We start from the raw sequence: 23,487 nt of genomic DNA on the forward strand, positions 1-23,487 counted from the left end.
GAGAAGAGCGTGAAGATGACCCGCCTGACGGCGGTCGTCCGGACCGTCGTACCGGTGGTCCTGCTGGCGGTGCTGACTCCGGCCGGCGCGTCGCTCGCCGCCGCATCCGGCGCGTCGCTGACCGCGCAGCCCGCGTCGCCCGACCCGGCGTTGGAGCAGTCCATCGCCCCCGACCAGCCGGTCGCCGACGAGCCCGCCGTGCTGCGCGCCGGCCATGTCGATCTCGGACCTCGGTACGTCGACGACGGGTGGACGCTGCTGATCCACGACGACGCCGCCGAACCGGTGTGGCGCGATCCGGACCGTACCGTGCTCCAGGTCGGCGACGCGGCCGTGCAGACCGTGCCGGATGACCCGGCGTACGGGTTCCTCGGGGTGCCGGCCGGCACTCCGGTGCACGTGGTGCCGCAGATTCAGGATCCGCGGGTGGTGTGGCTCGGCTGGAACACCCAGGATCCGAGGGTCATGCGGACGATCGATCGCGGCGTGACCCTCGAACTCGCGGGCGTCGACGGGCCGGGCGCGGTGACCATGTACGTGCAGTCCGGCACCTTCAGCGAGCCGCAGGTGCTGTGGCGCTCGACCGAGCCGCCCGGCCAACCGATGTGGGTGGAGGTCAACACCCACACCCACGCCAACTGGGTCTTCACCGCGCCCGGCGTCTACCTGGTGGCGGTGCGGGTGAGCGCCGACCTGATCAGTGGCGAGCGGGCCACGGTGACGCGCCACCTCCGGTTCGCCGTCGGGGACGCCACCAGCACCGACGAGGCCCTCGCCGCGAGGCCGGGCGCGGTCGCGGAGCCGCAGCCGACGGCCGCGACCGACGTGGCGTCCGGCGCAGGCGGTGAGCCTTGGCTGGTCGTCGGTCTGGTCGCGGTGGCGGCTGTGCTGGCGGTGGCACTGCTCGTGGTGGTGCTGCGTGGCCGGTCGGTGCGCCGCCGGGTCGAGCGGGAACGCGCGGCGAGGTCTGGTTCATGACGACGTCAGGTCTCGTACCGGCTGCCACCCAAAACCAGACCGGCGACATCGGCAGCGCCCTCACGGTGGAGGACCTCGACGTCGACCTCGGCGGCCGGCCCGTGCTGCGCGGGATACGGCTCCACGTCGCAGCGGGGGAGCTGGTCGGGCTGATCGGACCCAACGGTGCCGGCAAGACCACCCTGCTGCGGTCGGTGCTCGCACTGCTGCGGCCACGGGCTGGACGGGTTCTGGTCGGTGGGGTGCCGAGTCGCCCGGGTCGGTCGGTGATCGGCTACGTACCGCAGCGGCACGAGTTCGCCTGGGAGTTCCCGGTCTCGGTGGAACAGGCGGTGCTCAGCGGCCGTACCGGCCGGATCGGGCTGTTCCGCCGCCCGGGAGAGGCGGACTGGCGGGCGGCGGTCGAGGCGATCGACCGGGTACGCCTGGGCGAGCTGCGTCGCCGACCGGTCGGCGAACTCTCCGGCGGGCAGCGGCAACGCGTACTGGTGGCCCGCGCGCTCGCGTTGCAGCCGACGCTGCTGCTGCTCGACGAGCCGTTCACCGGGCTCGACCTACCCACCCAGGAACTGCTCGGTGACCTGTTCGGCGGGTTGGCCGCGGAGGGGAAGGCGTTGCTGATGACGACCCATGACCTGATCGGCGCGATGGAGTCCTGTGCCCGGCTGGTCCTGCTGAACCAGCGGGTGATCGCCGACGGCCGTCCGGACGAGCTGCGGGACCCGGGGTTGTGGATGCGGACGTTCGGGGTGAGCGAACGCTCGCCGCTGCTGCGGATCGTGCGGGGCAGCTGATGTCGATCATCGACTTCTTCACCGACCTGACCAACCCGGATCTGGCGTTCCTGCCCAAGGCCCTGGCCATCGCGGTGATGTCCAGTGTGGTCTGTGGTGTCGTCGGCTGCTACGTGGTGCTGCGCGGGATGGCGTTCATCGGCGACGCCGTGGCCCACGCGGTCTTCCCGGGCCTGGCGGTCGCCTTCGTGCTCCAGGGCAGCCTGGTGCTCGGTGGTGCGGTGGCCGGCATCGTGACCGCGTTGCTGATCGCGGTGTTCGCGCAGCATCGACGGGTCAAGGAGGACTCACTGATCGGGGTCTTCTTCGTGGCCGCCTTCGCGCTCGGCATCGTGATCATCTCTCGAGCGCCCGGGTACGCCGGATCGTTGCAGCAGTTCCTCTTCGGCTCGATCACCGGCATCCCGGACCGGGACCTCTACACCGTCGGCTTCACCGGGCTGGCCATCCTCACGGTCGTCTTCCTGCTGCACAAGGAACTGGTCGCGGTGAGCCTGGACCGGGAGATGGCCCGGTCGGTCGGGCTGCCGGTGTTCTGGCTGGACATCGTCCTCTACGTACTGGTCACCCTGGCGGTGGTGATCTCCCTGCAGACGATCGGCAACATCCTCGTCCTCGCGCTGCTGATCACCCCGCCGGCCGCCGCCCGTCTGCTGACCGACCGGCTCGCGGTGATGATGCTGCTCGCGCCGCTGATCGGCGGCGGTTCGGCGCTGGTGGGGCTGTATCTGTCGTGGAGCTACGACCTGCCGGTGGGTGGCACCGTCGTGCTGGTGGCCACCGCCGTGTTCCTGGCGGCGTGGTTGTTGGCCCCCCGGCACGGCCTGCTCGCCCGGCGCTGGAGCGGGGCCCGGACGCGCCCCGGGAACAGTGCGTCGGCCACCGCCGTCGCCGGATCCCCGGGGTCGGCCACCTGAGATGCCCGAACGGGCTACTAGCTAATGAAAACCATTTCCGTTAACTTGTGGTCGGGGGTGTCGCCCCTGATCGCGACCACGTCCCGCTCCGGAGATGGTGCGGGCGAGGAGAGGAACAAGGATGAGAACAGCAGGTGCCCGCGTACTCGCGGCCCTGATCGGCGGGGCGGTGATGGCCGCCGGGACGGTGCTCGCGGCGCCCGCCGCCAGTGCCGCCGCGAAGGTGGTGCTGTCCAAGGGGCACACCGACGCGATTGATGTCCACTACGCCGGCGGCGCGCTGTCGCTGAAGGTGCATGACGACACCGTCAGCCCCTCGGTGACCCGGGACCCGGCCGACGTCACCTTCCAGGTGCTGCCCGAGGCGGCCATGCCGGTGCCCGACGACCCGCGCTTCGCCTTCCTCGGCGCGGCCGGGTCGCGGATCTGGCTGCTCCCGATGACCCAGAACCAGAACCTGCTCTGGCCCGGCTGGAACACCACCACCCTGGGGGCCGGCACCTTCGCCGGTGACAAGGTGCGGCTGAGCCTCGTCGACGTCGACGGACCCGGTGCCGTGTCGGTGTTCACACAGGACACCTTCGGCAGCCCACTGGTCAAGTTCCGCAGCGACGACGGCCTGCCGGACGCCATCGACGTGCCGGTCCGCACCCACGCTCACGCCAACTGGGCGTTCGCCGCCGAGGGCGCCTACACCCTGACCTTCCAGGCCGACGCGACGCTGGCCAACGGAACCACGGTCAGCACCGGACCCGTCGACTACTCCTTCGTCGTCGGCGAACTCGGCGGCACCGGCCCCGGGACGGTGCTCTCCATCAGCGGGATGGCCGAGGAGTACCAGCCCGGTGACACAGTCACCCTGCGCGCGGTGCAGACCCCGCAGACCGAGCTGGACCACTACCACTGGTTCAGCCGCTGCCCCGGCACCGACACCTTCGCGGTCATCCCGGGCGAGGCCGGGCCGACCTACACCTTCACCGCCACCCGGGAACTCAACGCCTGCGAATACCAGGTGAAGCTCTATGACGACAACCACACCGTCGTCGCCACCAGCGAGGAGGTGTGGCTCTGGGTGGCCTTCCCGCCGGCCGATCCGGGCACCTCTCAGACCATCACCGCCTCCATCGACCCGAACCAGGGCGCCCTGGTGATCAGCGTCGACCCGGACGACCGCAGTGTCGTCCTGCCGCCGGCGCAGCTCAACAGCGCGGGCGACCGTTGGGAGAGCGGCGGGTCCCTCCGTCCGGTGACCGTCACCGACACCCGGGCCGGCACCCCGGGTTGGAGCGCCTCCGGTCAACTGCCCCGAGACTTCACCAGCGCCGACGGGGCCACCTTCAGCACCAGTCACCTCGGCTGGACCCCGCAGGTAGTCAAACAGTCCCCGGGGCAGGGCGTCCTCGCCGGACCGGCCGTCCAGCCCGCCGTCGACGGCGGGCTCAGCGGCAGCGCGGTGCTCGGTTCGGCACCTTCAGGCACCGGACGCGGGACCGCGACCCTCTCGGCCGGCCTGCGGCTCCACCTGCCGACGGAGACCGCACCCGGCACCTACACGACGACCCTCACCCTGACCGCGATCTGAGCGGTTGCGTTGCCGCGCGGGCCGGGCGGCCGAGTCGGGACGCCCGGCCCGTCCCCCTGACCCGAACGGACCCACCCGTCATGCGTACGCCCGCCGCCCTGGCCGCCGGTGCCCTCCTCGCCGGTCTGACCCTTTCCGGAACGACCCCCGCCCACCTGGAGTTCACGCCGCAGGCGACCGTGAACCTCGCCGCGCAGTCGCTCACGTGGGGCGTGGCGCCGTCCAGCCCGGATGGTCCGAACGGACGGTCGGCCTTCGAGTACAAACTGGCCCCCGGCGCCACGCTGACCGACTACGTGGCCGTCAGCAACCACTCCGACCGGCCGATCACCCTCGACGTGTACGCCAGCGACGCCTACACCACGCAGCAGGGCGGGTTCGACCTGTTGCCTGCCGACGAGAAGCCGACGGACGTCGGCGCCTGGGTCACCTTCCAGCGGCGTACCCTCACCGTGCCCGCGACGTCCCGGCTGGACGTACCGTTCACCCTCGCCGTGCCCGACAACGCCACGCCCGGCGACCATCCCGGCGGCGTCGTCGCCTCGCTCGCCGCCGCCGAGACCGACGCACAGGGTAATCAGGTCTCAGTCGACCACCGGGTCGGTGCCCGCATGTACCTCCGTGTCACCGGTGACCTGCGGCCCGCCCTCGACGTCGAGGACCTGACGGTGACCCACGACGGCAGTTGGAACCCGTTGCGCGGCGGCACCGTCACCGCCACCTTCACGGTCCGCAACAGCGGCAACGTACGACTGACCGGACAGCCGCAACTTGCGGTCGCCGGACCGTTCGGGCTTGCCCGGCGCGCCACCGACGGCGAGCGGCTGCCGGAGATCCTGCCCGGTGACAGCTACCGGACCAGCGTGCGGATGACCGGTGTGCCACCGCTGCTGCGCCTCGGGGCCACCCTCACCGTCGAGCCGGCCGCCGTCACCGACGAGGTGCTCGACCCGGCACCGGCGACCACCACCCGGGAGGTCGGCCTCTGGGCGGTGCCCTGGTCTCAACTCGCGATTCTGCTGCTCGCCACGACCACCGTCGCGCTGGCCGTCGCCCGGCGACGCCGTCGGCGACGCCGGGACGCCCAGGAACTCGCACGCGCGGTGGCCGAGGCCCGCGAGCAGGGCCGGGCCGAGGCCGCCGGCAGAGCGAACGCCGGCCCGCCCGCCGGCTCCAACGACTGATTCACGGGAGAAGGAAGAACCAGATGATTGCCGTACGCCGGGCAGCCGCTGCCCGCGACGCGACAGCCGCACGTCGGATCGCCGCCGTCGCCGCGGTGCTGGCCCTCGCCGCTGTCGCGGCCACACCGACGCCGGTCCAGGCCACCGAACCGGGGGGCTCACCGGAGACCGGCCAGGCCACACCCCACGACGCCGCCGGTACCGACCTGATGTCGGTCGCGCTCCGCGACGACCAGTTAGACCTGGAGGTACGCGAGGTCCCCGCCGGGCGCCGGACGGCACCGGTAGCGGGCGGAACAGACCCGTCCATGGTCGTCTTCGGGCCGGACGACGGAACCTCGGTGCGCGTGCCTGACTTGGCCGCGTTCCGCTTTCTCGGCCCGCCGGGGCGGGCGATGTGGGCGCTGACCGCCGGCGACACGGAGTTCGCCTCGCTGGACACCACCAGGGTGAGCCGCAAGCGGATCCGCGACGACAGGATTCGGCTGTCGCTTGACGAGGTGGACGGGCCGGGAGGCTTCGCCGCGTACACCCTGAGCGGTCTGGGCGAGCCGGCGCCGCTGTTCGGCACCCTGGAGGACATGCCGCGCGCCAGCGACGTACCGGCCGCGACCCGTACCGGCGGGTTGGTGTGGCTCTTCGACGCGGCGGGGGAGTACCGCCTGACCGTGACCGCCGCGACCACCCTCGCCAGCGGCCAACGGGCGAGCGCGCAGGCCATGTACCGGGTGCTGGTGCCGGAGGTCGGCAGCCCGGCGCAGGTTCCGCTCCCGGCGCCGGCACCGCCGGCCACGCCTGAGGTGGCAGGACGCGCCGCGCCGAACGCCGCTCCGATGACGCCCGTCGAGGACGGACGCAACACGGCTGCCCGACCCCCGGCACCGCTGGTCGCGGCGACGCCGAAGACCACGGCAGGCGCCGGCCGGGTGGTGATCGACGATGGGCACATCGACATGGGGCCGCAACTGAACGGGACCGACTGGACGATCCGGATCAAGGACGACACGGTCACCCCGGCCGTGTGGCGGAACCTCGCCGACGTGGTGCTGCACGTCAAGGACAACGCCAGGACCAGCGTGCCGCAGGGCGCTGACTTCCTGGGGAAGCCGGGGGACCAGGTGTGGCTGTTGCCCCAGGCGCAGCGGTCCGGGATCGTCTGGCCGGGGTGGAACACGCAGCATCCGAGCGTCGTCTCCGGCACCCGTGGCCCGGTCACGTGGAGTTTCAAGGGGGCCAGCGGGCCGGGCAGGTTCACTCTCTTCCTCACCGGGTCCTTCGGCTCGGCCGAGGTGCTCTTCGACTCGGCCGAGAGCCTGCCGCAGCGGCTGGAGATCCCGGCCAACACCCACGCGCACGGCAACTGGGCGTTCAGCCGATCGGGCATCTACCGGCTCGCCTTCGAGATGACCGGCACCACCACGGCGGGCACCCGGGTAACGGACACGAAGACCCTGACCTTCGCGGTCGGCGACGGGACCGATCCGAGCACCGGGTTCGGGCCGGGTGCGGGCGGCGGTGCCGGCAACGGTGGTGACGGCAGCGGCGGTGACAACTCCGGTGGTGGTGGCAGGCTGCCACGTACCGGAATGTCCTGGCACCTGCCCGCCGCCGGCGTGCTGCTGGTCGCCGTCGGGGCCTTCGTGCTGGTTTCGCTACGTACTCGGCGACCGCGTCACTGACCATCCGCCACGACAACCGCGGCGCGCACCGACTTCGGTCGGTGCGCGCCGCGCTGCTGGTGGATTTTGTACTCAGGAGGTCGTGCCGAGCACGGTGGGACGGGGCCGCCGGGTCAGCTCGACTGCTGAGGTCTGCGGCGGGCGTACTTGTTGCGGAACTTCTCGACCCGGCCGGCGGTGTCGAGCAGGCGTTGCTTGCCGGTCCAGAAGGGGTGGCTGGCCGAGGAGATCTGGACGTCGATGACGGGGTAGGTGTTCCCGTCGGTCCATTCGATGGTCTGGTCGCTGGTGGCGGTGGAGCGGGTGAGGAAGGCGAAGTCGGCGCCCTTGTCGCGGTAGACGACGGGGCGGTAGGCGGGATGGATGTCGGGTTTCACGCTGGTTCTCCTCGGGTCGGATGCGGCGTCAGTTCGGTGAGCGGGAAGCAACCTGCGAACGGGTCGGGATAGGCGCGCCAGGTCTGCTCGCCGTCGGCGAGTTCGGCGTCGGTGAGCAGGCAGCCGGCGAGGGTGCGGTGCAGGTCGGCCGGGTCGAGGTCCAGGCCGATGAAGACGAGGTGCTGGTGGCGGTCGCCGTAGTACGGATCCCAGTCCAGGGCGGCGGCGAGTCGGCGATGGTCGGACGCCTCAGCCCAGTGGGAATCGGGGAGGAAGGTCAGCCAACGGCCCAGCGAACCGAGGCTGAGGCCGCCACCGGCGAAGTCCCAGGCGATGACCGTCTCCGGCTGGCTGGCGAGCCACAGATGCCCGCGGGAGCGGACCACCTCGGCGTTGACCTCTTCGAGGACGTCGTGCAGTCGCTGGGGGTGGAACGGGCGACGGGCCCGGAAGACCAGCGAGACCACACCGCAGTCGGGGTGCGGCTCGTGTACCCCGAGGACGTGACCCTCCAGACCGCGTACCAGCACGCCGGGGGTCTCGGGGCGATGCCGGTGGGTGCGACGCAGCCGACGGGTCAGCGCCTGCGCGTCGACGATGTCGCCGTCGACGTGGACCTGGGTCGCCCAGGGGGTGATCCGTTCGAGCAGCACCGCCAGGCGGCTCGTGTCGTGGTCGCCGTCGCGGGACCCGCCCCACAGGACGAGGGTGTCGGCGTACTCGATCTGGCGGACGATGACGTCGGCGAGGGACCGGTCATCGTCGTCGGCGGCGTGGATACCGCGGGACCGGAGGTCGTCGGTGCTGGCGAGCCCGTCGAGCAGATGCTCGGCGTCGACCACGGTGACGTACGAGTCGACGTGCAGCAGCTCGGTGACGGGTGCGCCGTCGACGAGGCAGTACGCGCAGGCGGCGGCGACGGCCTCGGGCTCGACCACCTCGGGCAGCATCAGCACCAGGTCCCGGTCGGGGTGCGCGCGGGCGAGCCGGGCGAGGGTGGGCAGCACGTCCTCGCGCAAGGTGCAGGAAACGCAGCCGTGGGCCAGCGAGATCCGTTCGTCCTCCAGCACCCGGGAGCTGTCGCGGACCACCCGGTGCACGCCGCCGGCGCGTACGTCGGCGAGGTCGTGCCGGACCAGTAGCAGTGCCGGATCGGCGGCGAGCAGGGCCCGGGCGACGGCGTAGGTCGCCCCGGGCCAGAAGCCGCTGAGCACGGTCAATGACGGGCGGACGCGGGCCGCCGCGGTGTCGCTGCCGGCCGGTGCGAGTGATGACGTCGACATCGCAACCCTCTCGACGGTAGTTGAAAACGGTTGTCATTATAGGCAGGCGGTCACCCGGCCGTGACGGGCGGGGCTCGCGGCGGCATCGCATCGGTCCTGCAACAATGAAAACCATTGTCGATAATTTCGAGGAGAGAGTCGTGTCCCGACGCTGTGACGTCACCGGCGCGAAGCCGAGCTTCGGCAACGCCGTGTCCCACTCCCACCGGCGCACCCGCCGACGGTGGAACCCGAACCTGCAGAGCCACCGCTACTGGCTGCCCACGGAGCGCAGATGGGTCCGGCTGAACCTGACGGCCAAGGCGTTGAAGACGGTGGACCGTAAAGGCATCGAGAAGGTCGTGGCGGAGCTGCGTGCCCGTGGGGTGTCGGTCTGATGGCCCGGCAGACCGACGTACGCCCGATCGTGCGGCTACGCAGCACCGCCGGCACCGGCTACACGTACGTGACCCGGAAGAACCGTCGTAACGACCCGGATCGGCTGACGCTGCGCAAGTACGACCCGATCGTGCGCCGGCACGTCGAGTTCCGGGAGGCACGCTGACATGGCACGCAGGAGTCTGAGCAACCGGCAGGCCCGGCGGGCCGAACTCGTCGCGCGGCACGCCGACCACCGGGCCGAGTTGAAGCGGATCATCGCCCACCCGGACACCGAACCCGGCCACCGTGAGCAGGCGGTACGCCACCTCGCGCGGCTGCCCCGCGACTCCAGCCCGGTGCGGCTGCGGAACCGGGACATGGTCGACGGACGGCCCCGGGGCGTACTGTCCCGGTTCGGCCTGTCCCGGGTGCGCTTCCGGGAGATGGCCCTGCGCGGCGAGCTACCCGGCGTCCGTAAGGCCTCGTGGTGAGCACGCCGAGCAGTGCCCCCGCCAGGCACTCTCAGCGTTCCCTCAGCATTCCGATGACCACCCGGCTGTTCCGGACGTTTACTCTTGTAGCGCGCGTTGACGTGCCACGACCCCCCTAGGGAGGCCAGACAGTGAAGACCTCGAACCCGGTGCTCGCCCGGCTCGGTCAGGCGGCCGAGCGGGAGCGGGCCGCCGGGTACGCCCCGACCGGGCCGTACGGACAGCCCGGCTACCCCCAGCAGTACCCGCCGCAGGCCGGCTACCCCGGCGCGCCGGGCTTCCCGTCCGCCCCGCCGGCGGTCACCCCCATGTCGATCGACGACGTGGTGGTCAAGACGGTCACGCTCCTGGCCATCCTCGGCGTCGCCGCCGCGGCGGCGTGGGCGCTGGTGCCCGACGCGCTGCTCGGCGTCGCCTGGATCGGTGCCGCCGTCGTCGGCCTGGTGCTCGGCCTGATCATCTCGTTCTCCCGGATGGCGAACCCGGCGCTCGTCGTCGCGTACGCCGTCGTCCAGGGCGTCCTCGTCGGAGCGGTCAGCAAGTTCTTCGAGTCGCTGTACGACGGCATCGTCATCCAGGCGGTGACCGCCACCTTCGGCGTCTTCTTCGTGATGGCCATGCTCTACAAGGCGCGGGTCATCCGGGCGACGCCGAAGTTCGTCAAGGGCATGATCGCGGTGATGGCGGGCCTGTTCGCCGTCATGCTGATCAACCTGGTGCTCGCCATGTTCAACGTCAACACCGGCCTGCGCGACGGCAGCCCGCTGGCCATCGGGTTCAGCATCGTCTGCATCGTGGTCGCCTCGCTGAGCTTCGTGCTCAGCTTCAAGGAGGTCGAGGACGGCGTCCGGATGGGCCTGCCGCAGCGCTACTCCTGGGTCGCCGCCTTCGGCATCCTGGTCAGCCTGATCTGGCTCTACATCGAGATGCTGCGTCTGCTGAGCTACTTCCAGGGCGACGACTGACCCGCTGCCCAGCCACACCGACCGGCGCCCGCCCCACCCGGGGCGGGCGCCGTCGTCTCTCCCCCACCCCCGCCCCGCCTACGTCGATCATGCAGTTGTGGTCGTGGCATAACGGACCGAAGGGGTGTTTCGGCGACCAAAAGTGCATGATCGGCAGGCTTGGGGGCGGGGTGCGTAGAGTGCGGGGGGTGGTGGGTGTCGGGGGTAGAGGCGAGCGGGGGGCGGAGGTTGTGCGGGGGGTGGAGCTGTTGGTGCGGCAGGTGAGCCACTGGCAGCAGCCACGGTGGTCGGCCGCGGCGTCGGTCGGCAACGTGTCCCGGGCGGACCTGGTGCACCGGCTGGTGCAGGAGATCGCCAACCTCGCCGCGGACGCGGAGGGGCAGCCACGGCGGACCGTACCCCGGCTCGACAACGACCTCGCCCTGCCCGACCAGCTCCGGGTGGTCACCGCCGACCTGGTCGCCGCGAACGCGAGTGAGGAGGCCCTGGCCCGGGCCGCCACCGAGGTGGCCGCGACCCGGACCGCGCTCTGATCGGGGTTGACCTCGCGACTCCCTCGCCGCAACCCCCTCGGTACGTCAGCTCAGGCGTTCGACGATCATCGCCATGCCCTGCCCGCCGCCGACGCACATGGTCTCCAGGCCGATGGTCCCGTCGTGCCACTGGAGGGCGTTGAGCAGGGTGCCGGTGATCCGGGCACCGGTCATCCCGAAGGGGTGACCGACGGCGATCGCGCCACCCATCACGTTCAGCTTCTCCTCTGGGATGCCGAGCTGGCGGTACGACGGGATCACCTGGGCGGCGAACGCCTCGTTGATCTCGACCAGGTCGACGTCGTCGATGGTCATGCCGGCCCGTGCGAGGGCCTGCCGGCTCGCCTCCACCGGGCCGAGGCCCATGATCTCCGGCGACAACGCGGTGACGCCGGTGGAGACGATCCGCGCCAGCGGGGTGATGCCCAGCTCCTCGGCCCGCTGGGCACTCATCACGACCACCGCGGCGGCCCCGTCGTTCAGCGGGCAGCAGTTGCCGGCGGTGATCCGGCCGTCCGGACGGAAGACCGGCTTGAGCTCGGCGACCGCCTCCAGGGTCACCCCGGCCCGAGGGCCGTCGTCGGTGCTGACCACCGTGCCGTCCGGGGTGGTGACCGGGGTGATCTCCCGGGCCCAGAAGCCGTCGGCGATCGCCTTCTCGGCCAGGTTCTGGCTGCGTACCCCGAAGGCGTCCATGTCCGCTCGGGTGACATCGTGCACCTGGGCCAGGTTCTCGGCGGTCTGCCCCATGGCCAGGTAGACGTCGGGCAACGCGTCCTTCTCCCGTGGGTCGGTCCAGACCGGTGCGCCGGCCTCGGCGCGCTCCCTGGACCGCTCGCGCGCCTGCGCGAAGCGGGGGTTCTCCCAGCCGCCCAGCAGCGCCTGCGCCTCCGGCGGCAGGCCGTCGGAGCTGCCGCGCGCGTACCGGGAGACCATCTCGACACCGGCGGAGACGAAGACGTCGCCCTCGCCTGCGCGGATCGCGTGCATCGCCATCCGCGTCGTCTGCAACGAGGAGGCGCAGTAGCGGGTGAGGGTGGCGCCGGGCAGGCCGTCGAGGCCCATCAGCACGGCGACCACGCGGGCCATGTTGAAGCCCTGCTCGCCGCCGGGCAGACCGCACCCGAGATAGAGATCGTCGATCTGTCGTGGGTCGAGCTGCGGCACCTTGTCCAGGGCGGCCTGCACGATGGTGGCGGCCAGGTCATCCGGGCGGACCTCGCGTAGGGACCCCTTGTGGGCCCGGCCGATGGGGGAGCGGGCGGTGGCGACGATGACGGCGTCGCGGGACGACTCAATCGGCATACGGTCACGTTAACTCGCCAGTAACTTGCGGCGGAAGTTTTCCGGCGGCCGGAAATGTCACCCCGCGCGCCCGTGATGCGCGAGACCGGTCAGCGGCGCGGGGTGACGGCCGCCGCGGCGACCACCGCGGGTAGCAGGGCGTGCGCCCAGACGCGGTAACCGTCGGCGGAGGGGTGGTAGCCGTCGTGGCAGAACGTGCCGGCGTCGGCCCGGAACACCGGGCCCGTCTCGGTGGCCAGATCGACCACCGACCCGCCGGCGTCGAGCACCGCGCCGGTCTGGGCCCGGGCGACGCGCCGCCCCATCCACCCGACGATCTGCCGCAGGGGCGATGCGATCGCGCGTACGGCGCCGAGGTCCGGGCAGGTGCCGACCACCACCTCGACGCCGGCCTGACGCAGCCGGTGCACGGCCGCACCGAGGTAGGCGGCCGCTTCAGTCGGGCGGCGCATGCTGGTGACGTCGTTGGCCCCGACCAGGACGACCGCCACGTCCGGCCGTTCGCCGAGCAGCGCCCGGGCCACCTGGGTGGCCAGGTCGGTGGAGCGCGAACCGGAGACGCCGACGCTGGACAGGTGTACCCGCCGCCCGCCCGGACCTTCGGCGAGCAACTCCGCCAGCTGCCCGCCGATGGTGTCGCCGAGCCGGTCCACTCCGACGCCGAGGGCGGAGGAGTCACCGAGCAGCACCAGGCGCAGCGGCGGGGCGTCGGCCCGACCGACGGTCGCCCGCAGGGCCAGGCCGAGTTCCGGCTGGGCGTAGCGGCGGTTGCGTGCCACCACGGCCTCACCGGCGAGCACCGCGGCCCCGCCGACCGCACCGGCGAGCAGGGAGAAGGCGGCGGTGCGAGCCACTCGCGCGGCGACCCGGGCACCGGGCGGCAGGCCGGTCATGGCGCCACCCTCGGGCCGGCACCGGGGCCGTGCCGGCCCCTGATCCGCTCGGTCATGAGAATCCTTCCACTGCGGGTGAGTCGGCGGTGGCGGCTGGCTGCGGCGCCGCACCGACGCCGAAGAATCCCCGCCGTCGCAGCTGCGCCCAACGGCCGGCCGGGCCGTTCTCGCTGCCACGGACCTGCGTTCCGCTGACCTCCGTCCCCGGGTGCCGAGCCGCCTCCTGTGCGGCCTTAGGCAACGACCGTACGCCTTCCAGGCGCGTTGGCGAAGGCCTGCGTTCGGCACCGTGCCCGAGGGCGGAGAGCACCGTCGGCAACAGGGCGGCGGCAGCCACCGCGTACCCGTCGGCGGAGGGGTGGAACCGGTCCCAGGCGAACATCCTCCCCGGCTCGGCGGTGAATCGGGGGCCGAGCAGGTCGCCCAGGGACACCGTCCAACCGCCGGCTGAGACCACCGCGACCGTCTGCGCCGCGGCGAGCTGCCGACTCCATCGACGGGCCAGCCAGCGCAGCGGCGGCTGGATGGGTTGGATCGCCCCCAGGTCCGGGCAGGTCCCGACGACCACCTCGGCACCGGCCGCCCGCAGGGCCCGGACCCCCTCGACGAGATAGCGTACGGCGAGGGCTGGGGGCGTACGGTTGGTGACGTCGTTGCCGCCGATGAGGATGACCGCGACATCGGGGTCGCACTCCAGAGCCGCCTCGACCTGATACTTCAGCCCGGCCGAGATGGCACCCACCACCGCGAAGCGGTGCAGCCGAACGGGACGCTGGAGCCGTCGGGACAGGCCGGTGGCCAACAGCGCGCCCGGCGTCTCACGGCGTCGATGCACCCCGTAGCCGGCCGCCGACGAGTCGCCGAGAATGACCATGGTGATCGCGGGGCCCGGGAACTTCGCGCCGTAGATGCCGTCGCAGCGTGGCGGTGGCGCCTCGGCCATCGGAATGGTGCGCCTGGCCTGCCGGGCCTGACCGAGGAGCACCCCGGTCGTCGCCGCCGCGGCCGCCACCGTGGCGCCAGTGCCGATGGCGGCCAGCCGGGCCACCCGCAGGGCACGGTGCCAGCGCGGACGATCCGGTACGACGGAACCAGCGACCCCCATAACGTGACACTAGCGCGCCTGTCCGACGCCCTGCTGTCGTCGTCACGGCGCTCGGGTGCCTGGAAGACGACCGCGTTGGGTACTTGAATGGACGATGTTGCGGCGGGTCGTCACGCTGCACGTGGAGAGGAGCACGACGATGGCTAAGACGTTGAAGCGAGGTGCCGCGTTCGTGGCCCTGGCACGGGCCCTGACCTCCGGCGCCCGCGGCGGGCCGTCGCTCGGCGAGCGGATCGGGGCGCTGCCCAGGATGATCGCGGCCACGGCCCGGGGCCAGTACGACGGTGGGCTGCGGCTGGCCATGATGACGGCGGCCACGGCGTACATCGTCTCGCCGATCGACGCGGTGCCGGAGATGTTCCTCACCGTGTTCGGCCTTATCGACGACGCGGTGATGGTCACCTGGTTGGCCGGTGCGGTGCTCGCCGAGACCGAGCGGTTCCTGGAGTGGGAGGCACGTCGCAGCACCGTGGTCCCCGGCCACGTGGTGCCCTGACCGACGTACCCTGGGCGGGATTCCACCTGATTCACCCGCCCGGCCTGGCGCGCCGGCGCCGGAGCAGAAGGGCACAACGAGGTGCAGTACTACGACAACGTCGTCGAAATGATCGGCAACACCCCGCTGGTACGGCTGCGCAACGTCGCCGAGGGCATCCAGGCGACGGTGCTGGCGAAGGTGGAGTACCTCAACCCCGGCGGGTCGGTGAAGGACCGCATCGCCCTGCGCATGGTGGAGGACGCCGAGGCGGCGGGCATTCTCCGACCCGGTGGCACGATCGTCGAGCCGACCAGCGGCAACACCGGCGTGGGGCTGGCCCTGGTGGCCCAGCTCAAGGGCTACAAGTGTGTCTTCGTCTGCCCGGACAAGGTCAGCCAGGACAAGCAGGACGTGCTGCGGGCGTACGGCGCCGAGGTGGTGGTGTGCCCGACCGCAGTGGCACCGGAGGACCCCCGCTCGTACTACAACGTCTCCGACCGGCTGGCCCGGGAGATCCCCGGCGCGTGGAAGCCCAACCAGTACGCCAACCCGGCGAACCCGCGTTCCCACTACGAGACGACCGGGCCGGAGCTGTGGAAGCAGACCGAGGGACGGATCACCCACTTCGTCGCCGGGGTGGGCACCGGAGGCACGATCTCCGGCATCGGTCGGTACCTGAAGGAGGCCTCCGGCGGCAGCGTCAAGGTCATCGGGGCCGACCCGGAAGGTTCGGTCTACTCCGGCGGTACCGGCCGGCCGTACCTGGTCGAGGGGGTCGGTGAGGACTTCTGGCCGGAGACCTACGACCGGGACGTGGCCGACGAGATCATCGAGGTCTCGGACAAGCAGTCGTTCGAGATGACCCGCCGGCTGGCCCGTGAGGAGGGCCTGCTGGTCGGCGGCTCCTGCGGGATGGCGGCCGTCGCGGCGCTGGAGGTGGCCCGCGCCGCCGGTCCGGACGACGTGGTCGTGGTGCTGCTGCCGGACGGTGGCCGGGGCTATCTCTCCAAGATCTTCAACGACGCCTGGATGGCCCGCTACGGATTCCTCGACAACTCCGGCTCGGAGCCGACCGTCGCGCAGGCACTGGCCAGCAAGCCGGGTGGCCTGCCCGAGCTGGTGCACGTGCACCCCACCGAGACGGTCCGCGACGCCGTGGACTACATGCGGGAGTACGGCGTCTCGCAGCTGCCCGTGCTCAAGGCGGAGCCGCCGGTGGTGACCGGCGAGGTGGCCGGCTCGATCGCGGAGAAGGACCTGCTCGACGCCCTCTTCACCGGCCAGGCGCAGCTGCACGACACGATCGAGCGGCACATGGCGCCGCCGCTGCCGATGGTCGGCGGCGGCCAGCCGGTCAGCGACGCGGTGCACCTGCTGGAGAAGTCCGACGCCGCCCTGGTGCTGATCGACGGCAAGCCCAAGGGCGTACTCACCCGCCAAGACCTGCTGGCCCACCTCGGCGCCCGCTGACATGTAAGGAAGGGCCCCTTCTTAACGCCTCATGCATAGCAAGGGCCCCCTTTTAACACTCGATCTTGCGGCTGCGCGGCCGAGTGTTAAAAGGGGGCCCTTCCTCTACCGCAGGCGTTAATAGGGGGCCCTTCCTTACACCTGGCGGGCGTAGCGAAGCTGGGGGGTTTGGGTCGTGCCGATGGTGTCGTGGCGGGTCCGGCCCGTCGGGTGCCAGCCGCCGCGTTCGTAGAAGCGGCGGGCGTGGGTGTTGTCGCGCAGTACCCAGAGGACCGCGCGACGCCAGCCGCGGGCACGCATGTCGGCCAGCGCGTCGACCATCAGCGCCCGGCCGATACCCCGACCACGCTCGGCCGGTTCCAGGTGGATCGCGTTGAGCAGGCCGGTCGCCGGGTCGCCCTCGTCGTCGGGGCCCAGGTAGCTGAAGCCGGCGAGCGTGCCGTCCCGCTCCGCCACGATCATCCGGTGGTCGGCCCTTTCCCAGGCCCACCGCTGCGCCCAGTACTCGCCCATGGCCTCGGGAGTCGGGTCGGCCAACGCCTCCGGTGACAGGAACGACGAGTACGCGGCGACCCGGGAACGCTGGTGGAGTCGCCCCACCGCCAGCAGATCGTCAGCGGTTGCGGCACGCAGCGTGACAGTCACTCGACCGAGGGTACCCGCCGGGGCGGAACCTGAACCGTGGTCAGATCGGCGGCGATCACCAGGTCGCCGTCGAAGTGGACGCGGGCCTCCTCGGCGAAGCGGGCCGGATCGGCGTACCGCTGGGAGAAGTGGGTGAGCACGAGCCGGCGTACCCCCGACTCGGCCGCCACCCGCGCGGCCTGGCCGGCGGTGAGGTGCCCGACCTCGGCGGCGAGTGCGGCCTCCGACTCCAGGAACGTCGACTCGATCACCAGCAGGTCGGCGTGCTCGGCCAGCGCGTACACCCCGTCGCAGAGGCCGGTGTCCATCACGAAGGCGAACCGCTGTCCCGGGCGGGGCACGCTCACCTCCTCCCGGGTGACGCGCCGCCCGTCGAGGTCGAGGTGGCCGCTGCGTTGCAGCTCACCGACCGCCGGCCCGACGATGCCGTACGCGGCCAGCTTCTCCGGCAGCATCCGGCACCCGTCCGGCTCCAGCAGTCGATAGCCGTACGTCTCGATGGGGTGCCGCAGCCTGCGGGCCTCCAGCGTCCCGCAGCGCAGCGCGACCCGCTGCCCGTCCGACTCGATCGGTGCCACGGCCAGATCGGCGGTCTCGTGGAAGGAACTGGCGTGCCGCAGCCGGGCGAAGTAGTCGGCACCTGCGGCCGGAAAGTGCACCGCCACCGGGTGCGGCACCCGGTCCAGCGACAGCCGCTGGATGGTGCCGGGCAGACCGAGGCAGTGGTCGCCGTGGAAGTGGGTGACGCAGATCCGGGTGAGGTCGGTGGCGGTGACCGTGGTGTGCAGCAGTTGGCGCTGGCTGCCCTCGCCCGGGTCGAAGAGGATCACCTCGTCGTCCCAGCGCAGCACGTACCCGTTGTGGTTGCGCTCCCGGGTCGGTGCCTGGCTCGCCGTGCCGAGCACCACCAGCTCGCGCATGGACACGGCCGCCTCCGGGAGAGATGAAGCGACCCCCGGGGCTTCCACGCTCACGCGCGGGCCGACTGGACTGGGCCGGCACCCCGGGGGTCGGGTGGCTGTCGTGGTTTCGCCGCACCGCTGCCACACGGTCTCGACGACTCTTACCGTGCCCGCCCCGAGGGACGGGCTGTCACTGTCGAGGACAGCGGCTAGCGGACAGCCACCTCACGAGTCCGATTGCTATACAAGTCTGGACCACCTCCTTTCCCGTGTACCGCCACGCTATCCAGCGTCCGGCCCACCGGCAACGGATTTCGATCACAGTGCGAGGGCGTACCGGCTCAGGAACGCTCTCAGGCACCCTGGGCGATGCCGATGGGGCCCTCGCGGGGGCCGTCCGAGCTGGCCGGCTGCACCGCCAGTGACGGGAAGTCGGCCAGGTCGCCCTCTGGTTCGGCGTCCCATTCGGGGAAGACCAGGTCGCTCTGCAGGTAGAGGCAGAGCAACTGGGTCAGCTGGCGCAGCCCGTCGAGGTGGGTGCGCTCGTGGCCGTGGGTGGCGTCGACGCCGAAGCCGAGCAGGGCGACCCGGGCGTGCGCGCCCGCCTCCACCGCCGCCGCCACGTCCGAGCGGTAGTAGTCGAAGACGTCCCGGACGAGATCCACGTCGTGCTCCCGGGCGATCGCCGCCAGGTTCCGGGTGAGGTGGTAGTCGAACGGCCCCACGCCGTCGCCCATCGCCAGGGTGGCGGCGTTCTCCCGGGACTGCTGCCCGGGGGCGACCACCGCCGCGTCCACCGAGACGATCTCGGCCACGTCCGGGTCGAGTCCGTGCGACGCGCCGTGGCCGATCTCCTCGGTCACGGTGACCAGCAGGTGTGCGGTCACGGCGGGCTTCACGCCGGCGTCGACCATCGCCTTCATGGCGGTGAGCACCGCGGCCACGCCGGCCTTGTCGTCCAGGTGCCGGGACTTGACGTAGCCGCTGGGGGTGACCGTCGGGTTCGGCAGGAACGCCACGAAGTCGCCCGCGTCGATGCCGAGCGCCCGCAGGCCGGCGATGTCCTCCACCGGCTCGTCGACGCGTACCTCCACCTGCTCCCAGCCGATGCCCTGCAGGTCGACCGCCTCGTTGTAGCGGTGTCCGCTGGCCTTGAGCGGAAGCACCTGACCGGTGACCACCCGGTCCAGGTCGTCGGTGAAGATCCGTACGTGGGCACCCTCGGCGAACCGGGCGCTGTGCGTACCGATCGGCTTCAGCTCCAGCCGGCCGTTCTCCTTGAGCCGCTTGACCATCCCGCCGATGGTGTCGGTGTGTACCACGATGGCCCGGTCCGCGCCGGTCTCGCGGGGGCCCGGCAGGCAGGCGCTGAGCGCACCGCGACGGGTCAGCGTCGACGGGATGCCGAGCGCCGAGAGCCGCTCGCCCACGTACTGCTGGACATGATCGGTGCGTCCCGACGGGCTCGGGATATCGAGCAGCTCGACCAGCACCTGACGCAGATAGTCCAGGTCGATGGGGAGCGGAGTGGTCTTGCGTACGGTCATGCCCCAGATGGTGCCGCACCCGCCGGGGTCCACAGCCGCTGCGGTGCCCGAGTCCCGGGAAAGAGCAGATCCACGAAGCGTTCGGCGGTGGGCTGCGGTTCGTGGTTGGCCAGTCCCGGCCGCTCGTTGGCCTCGATGAAGACGTGCTCGGGCTGGTCGGGCGCCGGCACCAGCAGGTCCAGGCCGGTGACCGGGATGTCGATGGCACGGCTGGCGGCCACGCACGCCTCGGCGATCTCCGGGTGCAGCTCGCCGGTCACGTCGTGGATGGTGCCGCCGGTGTGCAGGTTCGCGGTCCGCCGCACGGCCAGCACCTGCCCCTCGGGCAGTACGTCGTGCAGTTCGTGACCGGCCTCGGCAACCACGTCCCGGGTCATGTCGTCCAGCGGGATGCGGGACTCGCCACCGGTGGCGGCGGCCCGACGGCGGCTCTGCCGCTCGATCAGTTCGGCGATGTCGTGGACGCCGTCACCGGTGATGGCGGCGGGCCGGCGTACGGCGGCCGCCACCACCTCATGATCGATCATGACCACCCGCAGGTCCTCGCCGGTGCACAGCTCCTCCAGCAGCACCTCGGGGCAGTACCGGGCGGCCAGCTCGACGGCGGCGGCCAGCGCCTCGGGGGTGCGTACGCCGACGGTGATGCCGTTGCCCTGCTCGCCCCGGGCCGGCTTGACCACCAGCTGGCCCACCTCGGCCAGGAACTCGGCGTCGGCGGCGTCGCCGGAGGCGGTGCGTCCGCGCGGCACCGACAGTCCGGCCTCGGTCAGGATCCGCCGGGTGACCCGCTTGTCGTCGCAGCGGCTCATCGCCACCGCCGAGGTCAGCTCGGACAGCGACTCGCGGGTGAGGATGGTCCGGCCGCCGCTGGTCAGCCGCAGCTCACCCCACTCCGGGTCGGTCACCTCCACCCGGATGCCCCGCCGCATCGCCTCGTCGGCGACGATCTTCGCGTACGGGTTGAGCCCGTCGTAGCCGACCGGCATGGCCGGCAGGAACAACCGCTCGTTGATCGGGTTCTTCCGCTTCACGCAGAGCGTGGCGGTGCGGTAGAAGCCGAGCCGCTCGTAGAGCCGGATCGCTCCGGCGTTCTCGGCGAGCACGGACAGGTCGACGTACGCCCGTCCGCGGGCGACCAGCCGGGCGGCCAGCTCGGTGATCAGCGCCTGCCCGGTCCCGGGCGGGGCCTGGTTGAAGTCGACGGTCAGGCACCACAGGCTGGCGCCGTTGTCCGGGTCGTCGAAGACCGCCACATGGTCGATGCCGGTGATCGTCCCGACGATCTCGCCGGTCGCCGCCTCCGCCACCAGGTGCAGGAAACGGTCGGTGGCGGCGTTGTCGACCAGCACCTCGACCGGGGCGGTGACCATGCCGTTGGCGGCGTAGATCCGGTTGACGGCGTCGGCGTCGGCGGCGTCGCGCAGCCGACGGATGCGCACCCCGGGCAGCTCGGCACGACCGTCGAGCGGTGCCGGCGTCTCGGCGGTACCGGCCTCCTCGGAGGTGCCGGCGCCGGGACGGGGCCCGCGACGGTCCCCGCCCAGCGGCAACCGGTAGGTCAGCGACGGGTCGATGAACAACTCGTCGGGAAGCCGGGAGACCAGCACGTGCGGATCCCGCAGGTAGATGCAGATGTCCCGGGCACCGGCCGCTTCGGAACGCAGCACGTCGGCGACTGCCGACTGGTCGGCGTAGGTCTGGCCGAAGACCAGCCGCCCCCAACCGCAGTCGAGGACGACACCGGCCTCGGCGGCCGGTGGTTCGCCGTCGCCGGCCGGGTCCGCGCCCGTGGCGACCGGATCACCCCCCGGCCCGACCCGCTCGTACCGCCGTCCGGTGCCGCGGCCACGATCTGTCCGGGCCACCCCGGTGGCCAGGCTGCCGGTCACGGTCAGTCGATTCCGTGGCTCTGGAGCCACATTTCCAGGAGTCCGAGTTGCCACAGCTTGTTTCCGTTCAACGGGGTCAGTTCGGCGTTGGGAGCGTCGAGCAGGGCGTTGACGTAATCGGTGCGGAACAGGTCGCGGCGGCGGGCCTGCGGCGCGTGCAGCGCGTCGCGTACCCGGTCGAGGAGTTTGCCTTCCAGGTGCGTGAGGCCCGGCACCGGGAAGTAGCCCTTCGGCCGGTCGATGACCTCGTGTGGCAGCACCCGGCGGCCGATCTCCTTGAGCACCCCCTTGCCGCCCTGGGCGAGCTTCAGCTCGGGCGGGCAGGCGGCGGCCAGTTCCACGAACTCGTGATCCAGGAACGGCACCCGGGCCTCCAACCCGTGCGCCATGGTCATGTTGTCGACCCGTTTGACCGGGTCGTCGGTCAGCATGATCTGCGTGTCGATGCGCAGTCCGGCGTCGACGGCGGTCTGCGCGCCGGGCCGCGCCAGGTGCGCGGCGACGAATTCCCGGGCCGGGTCGCCGTCGGCGAGCCAGTCGGGGTTGAGCACCCGGGCCAGGCCGGCGCCGTCGCGGTCGAAGAAGGCCCGGGCGTACGTGTCGAGGGCCTGCTCCCGGCCGACCTGCGCCAGTGGTGGATACCAGTGGTAGCCGCCGAGGATCTCGTCGGCGCCCTGACCGGACTGCACCACCTTGACGTGCCGCGACACCTCCTGGCTGAGCAGGTAGAACGCGACGCAGTCGTGGCTGACCATGGGTTCGCTCATGGCCGCGACGGCGGCTTCCAGCGGCGGGACCAGATCCTGTGCGGCCACCCGGATCTGGTGGTGGTCGGTGTCGAAGGTCTTGGCCACCACGTCGGAGTAGCGGAACTCGTCACCCTCCCGGCCGCCGACGGCGTCGAAGCCGATGGAGAAGGTGGAGAGCCCGCGCTGCCCCTCCCCGGCCAGCAGGGCGACCACCAGGCTGGAGTCCAGGCCACCGGAGAGCAGCACACCGACCGGTACGTCGGCGACCATCCGTCGGCGTACGGCGGTGGTCAGCGACTCGTGCAGCGCGTCCTGCCACTCCCGCTCGGACCACCCGCGGTGCTCGTCGCGGCGCAGGAACGGCGGATCCCAGTAGACCCGCTCGTGGCTGCGGCCGTCGGCCTCGTAGACGCGGACGGTGGCTGGCGGCAGCTTGCTGACCCCACGCAGGATGGTGCGCGGCGGCGGCACGATGCTGTGGAAGCTGAGGTAGTGGGCCAACGCGACCGGGTCGATGGTGGTGTCCACCCCACCGGCGGCCAGCAACGCCGGCAGGGTGCTGGCGAAGCGCACCACACCGGGGGACTCGGCGAGGTAGAGCGGCTTGATGCCGAGCCGGTCCCGGGCCAGCACCAGCCGGCCGGTGTCGCGCTCGCTGATCGCCACCGCGAACATGCCGACCAGATGGTCGACGAAGTCGAGCCCCCACTCGGCGTACGCCTTGACGACGACCTCGCTGTCTCCGCTGGAGAAGAAGTGGTGGCCCTTGGCGGCGAGTTCGGCCCGCAGTTCCCGGTAGTTGTAGATGCAACCGTTGAAGACGGCGGTCAGACCGGCGGCCGAGTCGACGATCGGCTGGCTGCTGGCCGCCGACAAGTCGATGATCTTCAGCCGTCGGTGGCCCAGGGCGACCGACCCCTGCGACCACACCCCGCTGCCGTCCGGGCCCCTGTCGCACATGGTGGCGGCCATCCGCTCCACCGCCGCGACGTCGGCACGCGTCGTGTCCCGTCGGAACTCCCCAGCCAGTCCGCACATGTGAGCCCATGCTGCCAGAGGATGTTGCGATTGGCCCGTTGAGACCATGACGGTCGTGTAACAGGATTGCTAGAATCCGCGCCTTCGCGATCAAGTCCGCGTCCTCGCCGCCGTCGGCCGTGGTCGTTTCGGCCGTTATCCGGCCCGCTGCGCTGATGCTCACCGTCGCCTGATGTGACGAACCCCGCAATTCGCCGCTGGGCCTCCGGCCTCTTCTCGGGTGAATCGACGACGGCGGGTGTCGGCGCGGTGATCAACCTCTGGACATGTTTCGATGGCCGAACGGCCCGGTTTCCATAGTGGATATAGGGATGTGTCGAGAT

At 71.5% G+C, this 23,487-nt stretch carries 23 protein-coding genes; 13 read left to right on the forward strand and 10 right to left on the reverse strand.

Annotated features, from left to right (window positions below; all coding sequences use genetic code 11):
• Positions 1-15: 15 nt before the first annotated feature.
• From SM447_RS15400 to SM447_RS15425, 6 genes are all read left to right on the forward strand, one after another.
• Complete coding sequence (locus tag SM447_RS15400) at positions 16-978, forward strand: choice-of-anchor M domain-containing protein (RefSeq protein ID WP_474573603.1); 963 nt, start codon at positions 16-18, stop codon at positions 976-978.
• Positions 975-1,772 (forward strand): anchored repeat-type ABC transporter ATP-binding subunit, encoded by a 798-nt coding sequence (locus SM447_RS15405; protein WP_474573474.1) that lies wholly within the window; start codon positions 975-977, stop codon positions 1,770-1,772. The genes SM447_RS15400 and SM447_RS15405 overlap by 4 nt, the downstream gene beginning before the upstream one ends.
• Complete coding sequence (locus SM447_RS15410) at positions 1,772-2,689, forward strand: anchored repeat-type ABC transporter permease subunit (RefSeq protein ID WP_474573475.1); 918 nt, start codon at positions 1,772-1,774, stop codon at positions 2,687-2,689. The genes SM447_RS15405 and SM447_RS15410 overlap by 1 nt, the downstream gene beginning before the upstream one ends.
• Positions 2,690-2,810: 121 nt before the next feature.
• Entirely contained in the window at positions 2,811-4,271 is a 1,461-nt protein-coding gene (locus SM447_RS15415) for a choice-of-anchor M domain-containing protein (RefSeq protein ID WP_474573476.1), read from the forward strand.
• Between the two features lie 80 nt (positions 4,272-4,351).
• Positions 4,352-5,455, forward strand: a complete 1,104-nt coding sequence (locus tag SM447_RS15420; protein ID WP_474573477.1) for a WxL protein peptidoglycan domain-containing protein — start codon at positions 4,352-4,354, stop codon at positions 5,453-5,455.
• A gap of 23 nt (positions 5,456-5,478) precedes the next feature.
• Positions 5,479-7,134, forward strand: a complete 1,656-nt coding sequence (locus SM447_RS15425; protein WP_474573478.1) for a TIGR03773 family transporter-associated surface protein — start codon at positions 5,479-5,481, stop codon at positions 7,132-7,134.
• A gap of 113 nt (positions 7,135-7,247) precedes the next feature.
• On the opposite strand, the gene SM447_RS15430 is transcribed toward SM447_RS15425, so the two are convergent.
• On the reverse strand, positions 7,248-7,511 hold the full coding sequence (locus SM447_RS15430) for a type B 50S ribosomal protein L31 (protein WP_474573479.1): 264 nt from the start codon (positions 7,509-7,511) through the stop codon (positions 7,248-7,250).
• Entirely contained in the window at positions 7,508-8,794 is a 1,287-nt protein-coding gene (locus SM447_RS15435; protein ID WP_474573480.1) for a CobW family GTP-binding protein, read from the reverse strand. The genes SM447_RS15430 and SM447_RS15435 overlap by 4 nt, the downstream gene beginning before the upstream one ends.
• Before the next feature lie 140 nt (positions 8,795-8,934).
• Here SM447_RS15435 and rpmB point away from each other — a divergent pair, with 140 nt between their 5' ends.
• The 5 genes from rpmB (at position 8,935) to SM447_RS15460 (ending at position 11,143) form a co-directional block, all read left to right on the forward strand.
• Positions 8,935-9,171 carry a 50S ribosomal protein L28 gene (rpmB, locus tag SM447_RS15440; protein WP_474573481.1) on the forward strand — a complete coding sequence of 79 codons (237 nt, stop codon included), beginning with the start codon at positions 8,935-8,937 and terminating at the stop codon, positions 9,169-9,171.
• The gene (gene rpmG, locus SM447_RS15445; protein WP_093410686.1) at positions 9,171-9,338 is read left to right on the forward strand and encodes a 50S ribosomal protein L33; all 168 of its coding nucleotides are present in this window, start codon (positions 9,171-9,173) and stop codon (positions 9,336-9,338) included. The genes rpmB and rpmG overlap by 1 nt, the downstream gene beginning before the upstream one ends.
• Before the next feature lies 1 nt (position 9,339).
• Complete coding sequence (gene rpsN, locus SM447_RS15450) at positions 9,340-9,645, forward strand: 30S ribosomal protein S14 (RefSeq protein ID WP_474573482.1); 306 nt, start codon at positions 9,340-9,342, stop codon at positions 9,643-9,645.
• 131 nt (positions 9,646-9,776) lie between these two features.
• Positions 9,777-10,610 carry a Bax inhibitor-1/YccA family protein gene (locus tag SM447_RS15455; RefSeq protein WP_474573483.1) on the forward strand — a complete coding sequence of 278 codons (834 nt, stop codon included), beginning with the start codon at positions 9,777-9,779 and terminating at the stop codon, positions 10,608-10,610.
• 239 nt (positions 10,611-10,849) lie between these two features.
• Positions 10,850-11,143 (forward strand): hypothetical protein, encoded by a 294-nt coding sequence (locus tag SM447_RS15460; RefSeq protein WP_474573484.1) that lies wholly within the window; start codon positions 10,850-10,852, stop codon positions 11,141-11,143.
• A gap of 45 nt (positions 11,144-11,188) precedes the next feature.
• On the opposite strand, the gene SM447_RS15465 is transcribed toward SM447_RS15460, so the two are convergent.
• The 3 genes from SM447_RS15465 to SM447_RS15475 all read right to left on the reverse strand — a co-directional run bounded on the left by SM447_RS15465 (position 11,189) and on the right by SM447_RS15475 (position 14,446).
• A complete protein-coding gene (locus SM447_RS15465) occupies positions 11,189-12,448 on the reverse strand; it encodes an acetyl-CoA C-acetyltransferase (protein WP_474573485.1) in 1,260 nt (419 codons plus the stop codon).
• Between the two features lie 89 nt (positions 12,449-12,537).
• A complete protein-coding gene (locus SM447_RS15470; protein ID WP_474573486.1) occupies positions 12,538-13,341 on the reverse strand; it encodes an SGNH/GDSL hydrolase family protein in 804 nt (267 codons plus the stop codon).
• 52 nt (positions 13,342-13,393) lie between these two features.
• Positions 13,394-14,446, reverse strand: coding sequence for an SGNH/GDSL hydrolase family protein (locus tag SM447_RS15475; RefSeq protein ID WP_474573487.1), 1,053 nt, complete (start codon positions 14,444-14,446; stop codon positions 13,394-13,396).
• Positions 14,447-14,585: 139 nt separating this feature from the next.
• On the opposite strand from SM447_RS15475, the gene SM447_RS15480 reads away from it, so the two are divergent.
• The gene (locus SM447_RS15480) at positions 14,586-14,942 is read left to right on the forward strand and encodes a YkvA family protein (RefSeq protein WP_474573488.1); all 357 of its coding nucleotides are present in this window, start codon (positions 14,586-14,588) and stop codon (positions 14,940-14,942) included.
• Positions 14,943-15,023: 81 nt separating this feature from the next.
• Complete coding sequence (locus SM447_RS15485; protein WP_474573489.1) at positions 15,024-16,394, forward strand: cystathionine beta-synthase; 1,371 nt, start codon at positions 15,024-15,026, stop codon at positions 16,392-16,394.
• Positions 16,395-16,529: 135 nt separating this feature from the next.
• Here the strand turns inward: SM447_RS15485 and SM447_RS15490 are convergent, their stop codons facing one another.
• The 5 genes from SM447_RS15490 to SM447_RS15510 form a co-directional block, all read right to left on the reverse strand.
• A complete protein-coding gene (locus SM447_RS15490) occupies positions 16,530-17,039 on the reverse strand; it encodes an N-acetyltransferase family protein (protein WP_474573490.1) in 510 nt (169 codons plus the stop codon).
• On the reverse strand, positions 17,036-17,965 hold the full coding sequence (locus SM447_RS15495; RefSeq protein WP_474573491.1) for a ribonuclease Z: 930 nt from the start codon (positions 17,963-17,965) through the stop codon (positions 17,036-17,038). The genes SM447_RS15490 and SM447_RS15495 overlap by 4 nt, the downstream gene beginning before the upstream one ends.
• Positions 17,966-18,294: 329 nt before the next feature.
• Positions 18,295-19,488: an osmoprotectant NAGGN system M42 family peptidase gene (locus tag SM447_RS15500; protein WP_474573492.1), complete on the reverse strand. Its 1,194-nt coding sequence runs from the start codon at positions 19,486-19,488 to the stop codon at positions 18,295-18,297.
• The gene (ngg, locus tag SM447_RS15505) at positions 19,485-21,377 is read right to left on the reverse strand and encodes an N-acetylglutaminylglutamine synthetase (RefSeq protein WP_474573493.1); all 1,893 of its coding nucleotides are present in this window, start codon (positions 21,375-21,377) and stop codon (positions 19,485-19,487) included. Before ngg ends, SM447_RS15500 begins: the two co-directional genes overlap by 4 nt.
• A gap of 2 nt (positions 21,378-21,379) precedes the next feature.
• Positions 21,380-23,164: an N-acetylglutaminylglutamine amidotransferase gene (locus tag SM447_RS15510; protein WP_474573494.1), complete on the reverse strand. Its 1,785-nt coding sequence runs from the start codon at positions 23,162-23,164 to the stop codon at positions 21,380-21,382.
• Positions 23,165-23,487 lie beyond the last annotated feature (323 nt).

The organism is Micromonospora aridisoli (assembly GCF_056150025.1).

Bases quoted from the DNA above. Each gene is read 5' to 3' on its own strand.
- SM447_RS15480 (WP_474573488.1), top strand. From the start codon at position 14,586: ATGGCTAAGACGTTGAAGCGAGGTGCCGCGTTCGTGGCCCTGGCACGG.
- SM447_RS15475 (WP_474573487.1), bottom strand. From the start codon at position 14,446: ATGGGGGTCGCTGGTTCCGTCGTACCGGATCGTCCGCGCTGGCACCGT.
- SM447_RS15500 (WP_474573492.1), bottom strand. From the start codon at position 19,488: ATGACCGTACGCAAGACCACTCCGCTCCCCATCGACCTGGACTATCTG.
- SM447_RS15470 (WP_474573486.1), bottom strand. From the start codon at position 13,341: ATGACCGGCCTGCCGCCCGGTGCCCGGGTCGCCGCGCGAGTGGCTCGC.
- SM447_RS15405 (WP_474573474.1), top strand. From the start codon at position 975: ATGACGACGTCAGGTCTCGTACCGGCTGCCACCCAAAACCAGACCGGC.
- SM447_RS15510 (WP_474573494.1), bottom strand. From the start codon at position 23,164: ATGTGCGGACTGGCTGGGGAGTTCCGACGGGACACGACGCGTGCCGAC.
- SM447_RS15420 (WP_474573477.1), top strand. From the start codon at position 4,352: ATGCGTACGCCCGCCGCCCTGGCCGCCGGTGCCCTCCTCGCCGGTCTG.
- SM447_RS15425 (WP_474573478.1), top strand. From the start codon at position 5,479: ATGATTGCCGTACGCCGGGCAGCCGCTGCCCGCGACGCGACAGCCGCA.
- SM447_RS15435 (WP_474573480.1), bottom strand. From the start codon at position 8,794: ATGTCGACGTCATCACTCGCACCGGCCGGCAGCGACACCGCGGCGGCC.
- rpmG (WP_093410686.1), top strand. From the start codon at position 9,171: ATGGCCCGGCAGACCGACGTACGCCCGATCGTGCGGCTACGCAGCACC.
- SM447_RS15410 (WP_474573475.1), top strand. From the start codon at position 1,772: ATGTCGATCATCGACTTCTTCACCGACCTGACCAACCCGGATCTGGCG.
- SM447_RS15400 (WP_474573603.1), top strand. From the start codon at position 16: ATGACCCGCCTGACGGCGGTCGTCCGGACCGTCGTACCGGTGGTCCTG.
- rpsN (WP_474573482.1), top strand. From the start codon at position 9,340: ATGGCACGCAGGAGTCTGAGCAACCGGCAGGCCCGGCGGGCCGAACTC.
- SM447_RS15415 (WP_474573476.1), top strand. From the start codon at position 2,811: ATGAGAACAGCAGGTGCCCGCGTACTCGCGGCCCTGATCGGCGGGGCG.
- SM447_RS15465 (WP_474573485.1), bottom strand. From the start codon at position 12,448: ATGCCGATTGAGTCGTCCCGCGACGCCGTCATCGTCGCCACCGCCCGC.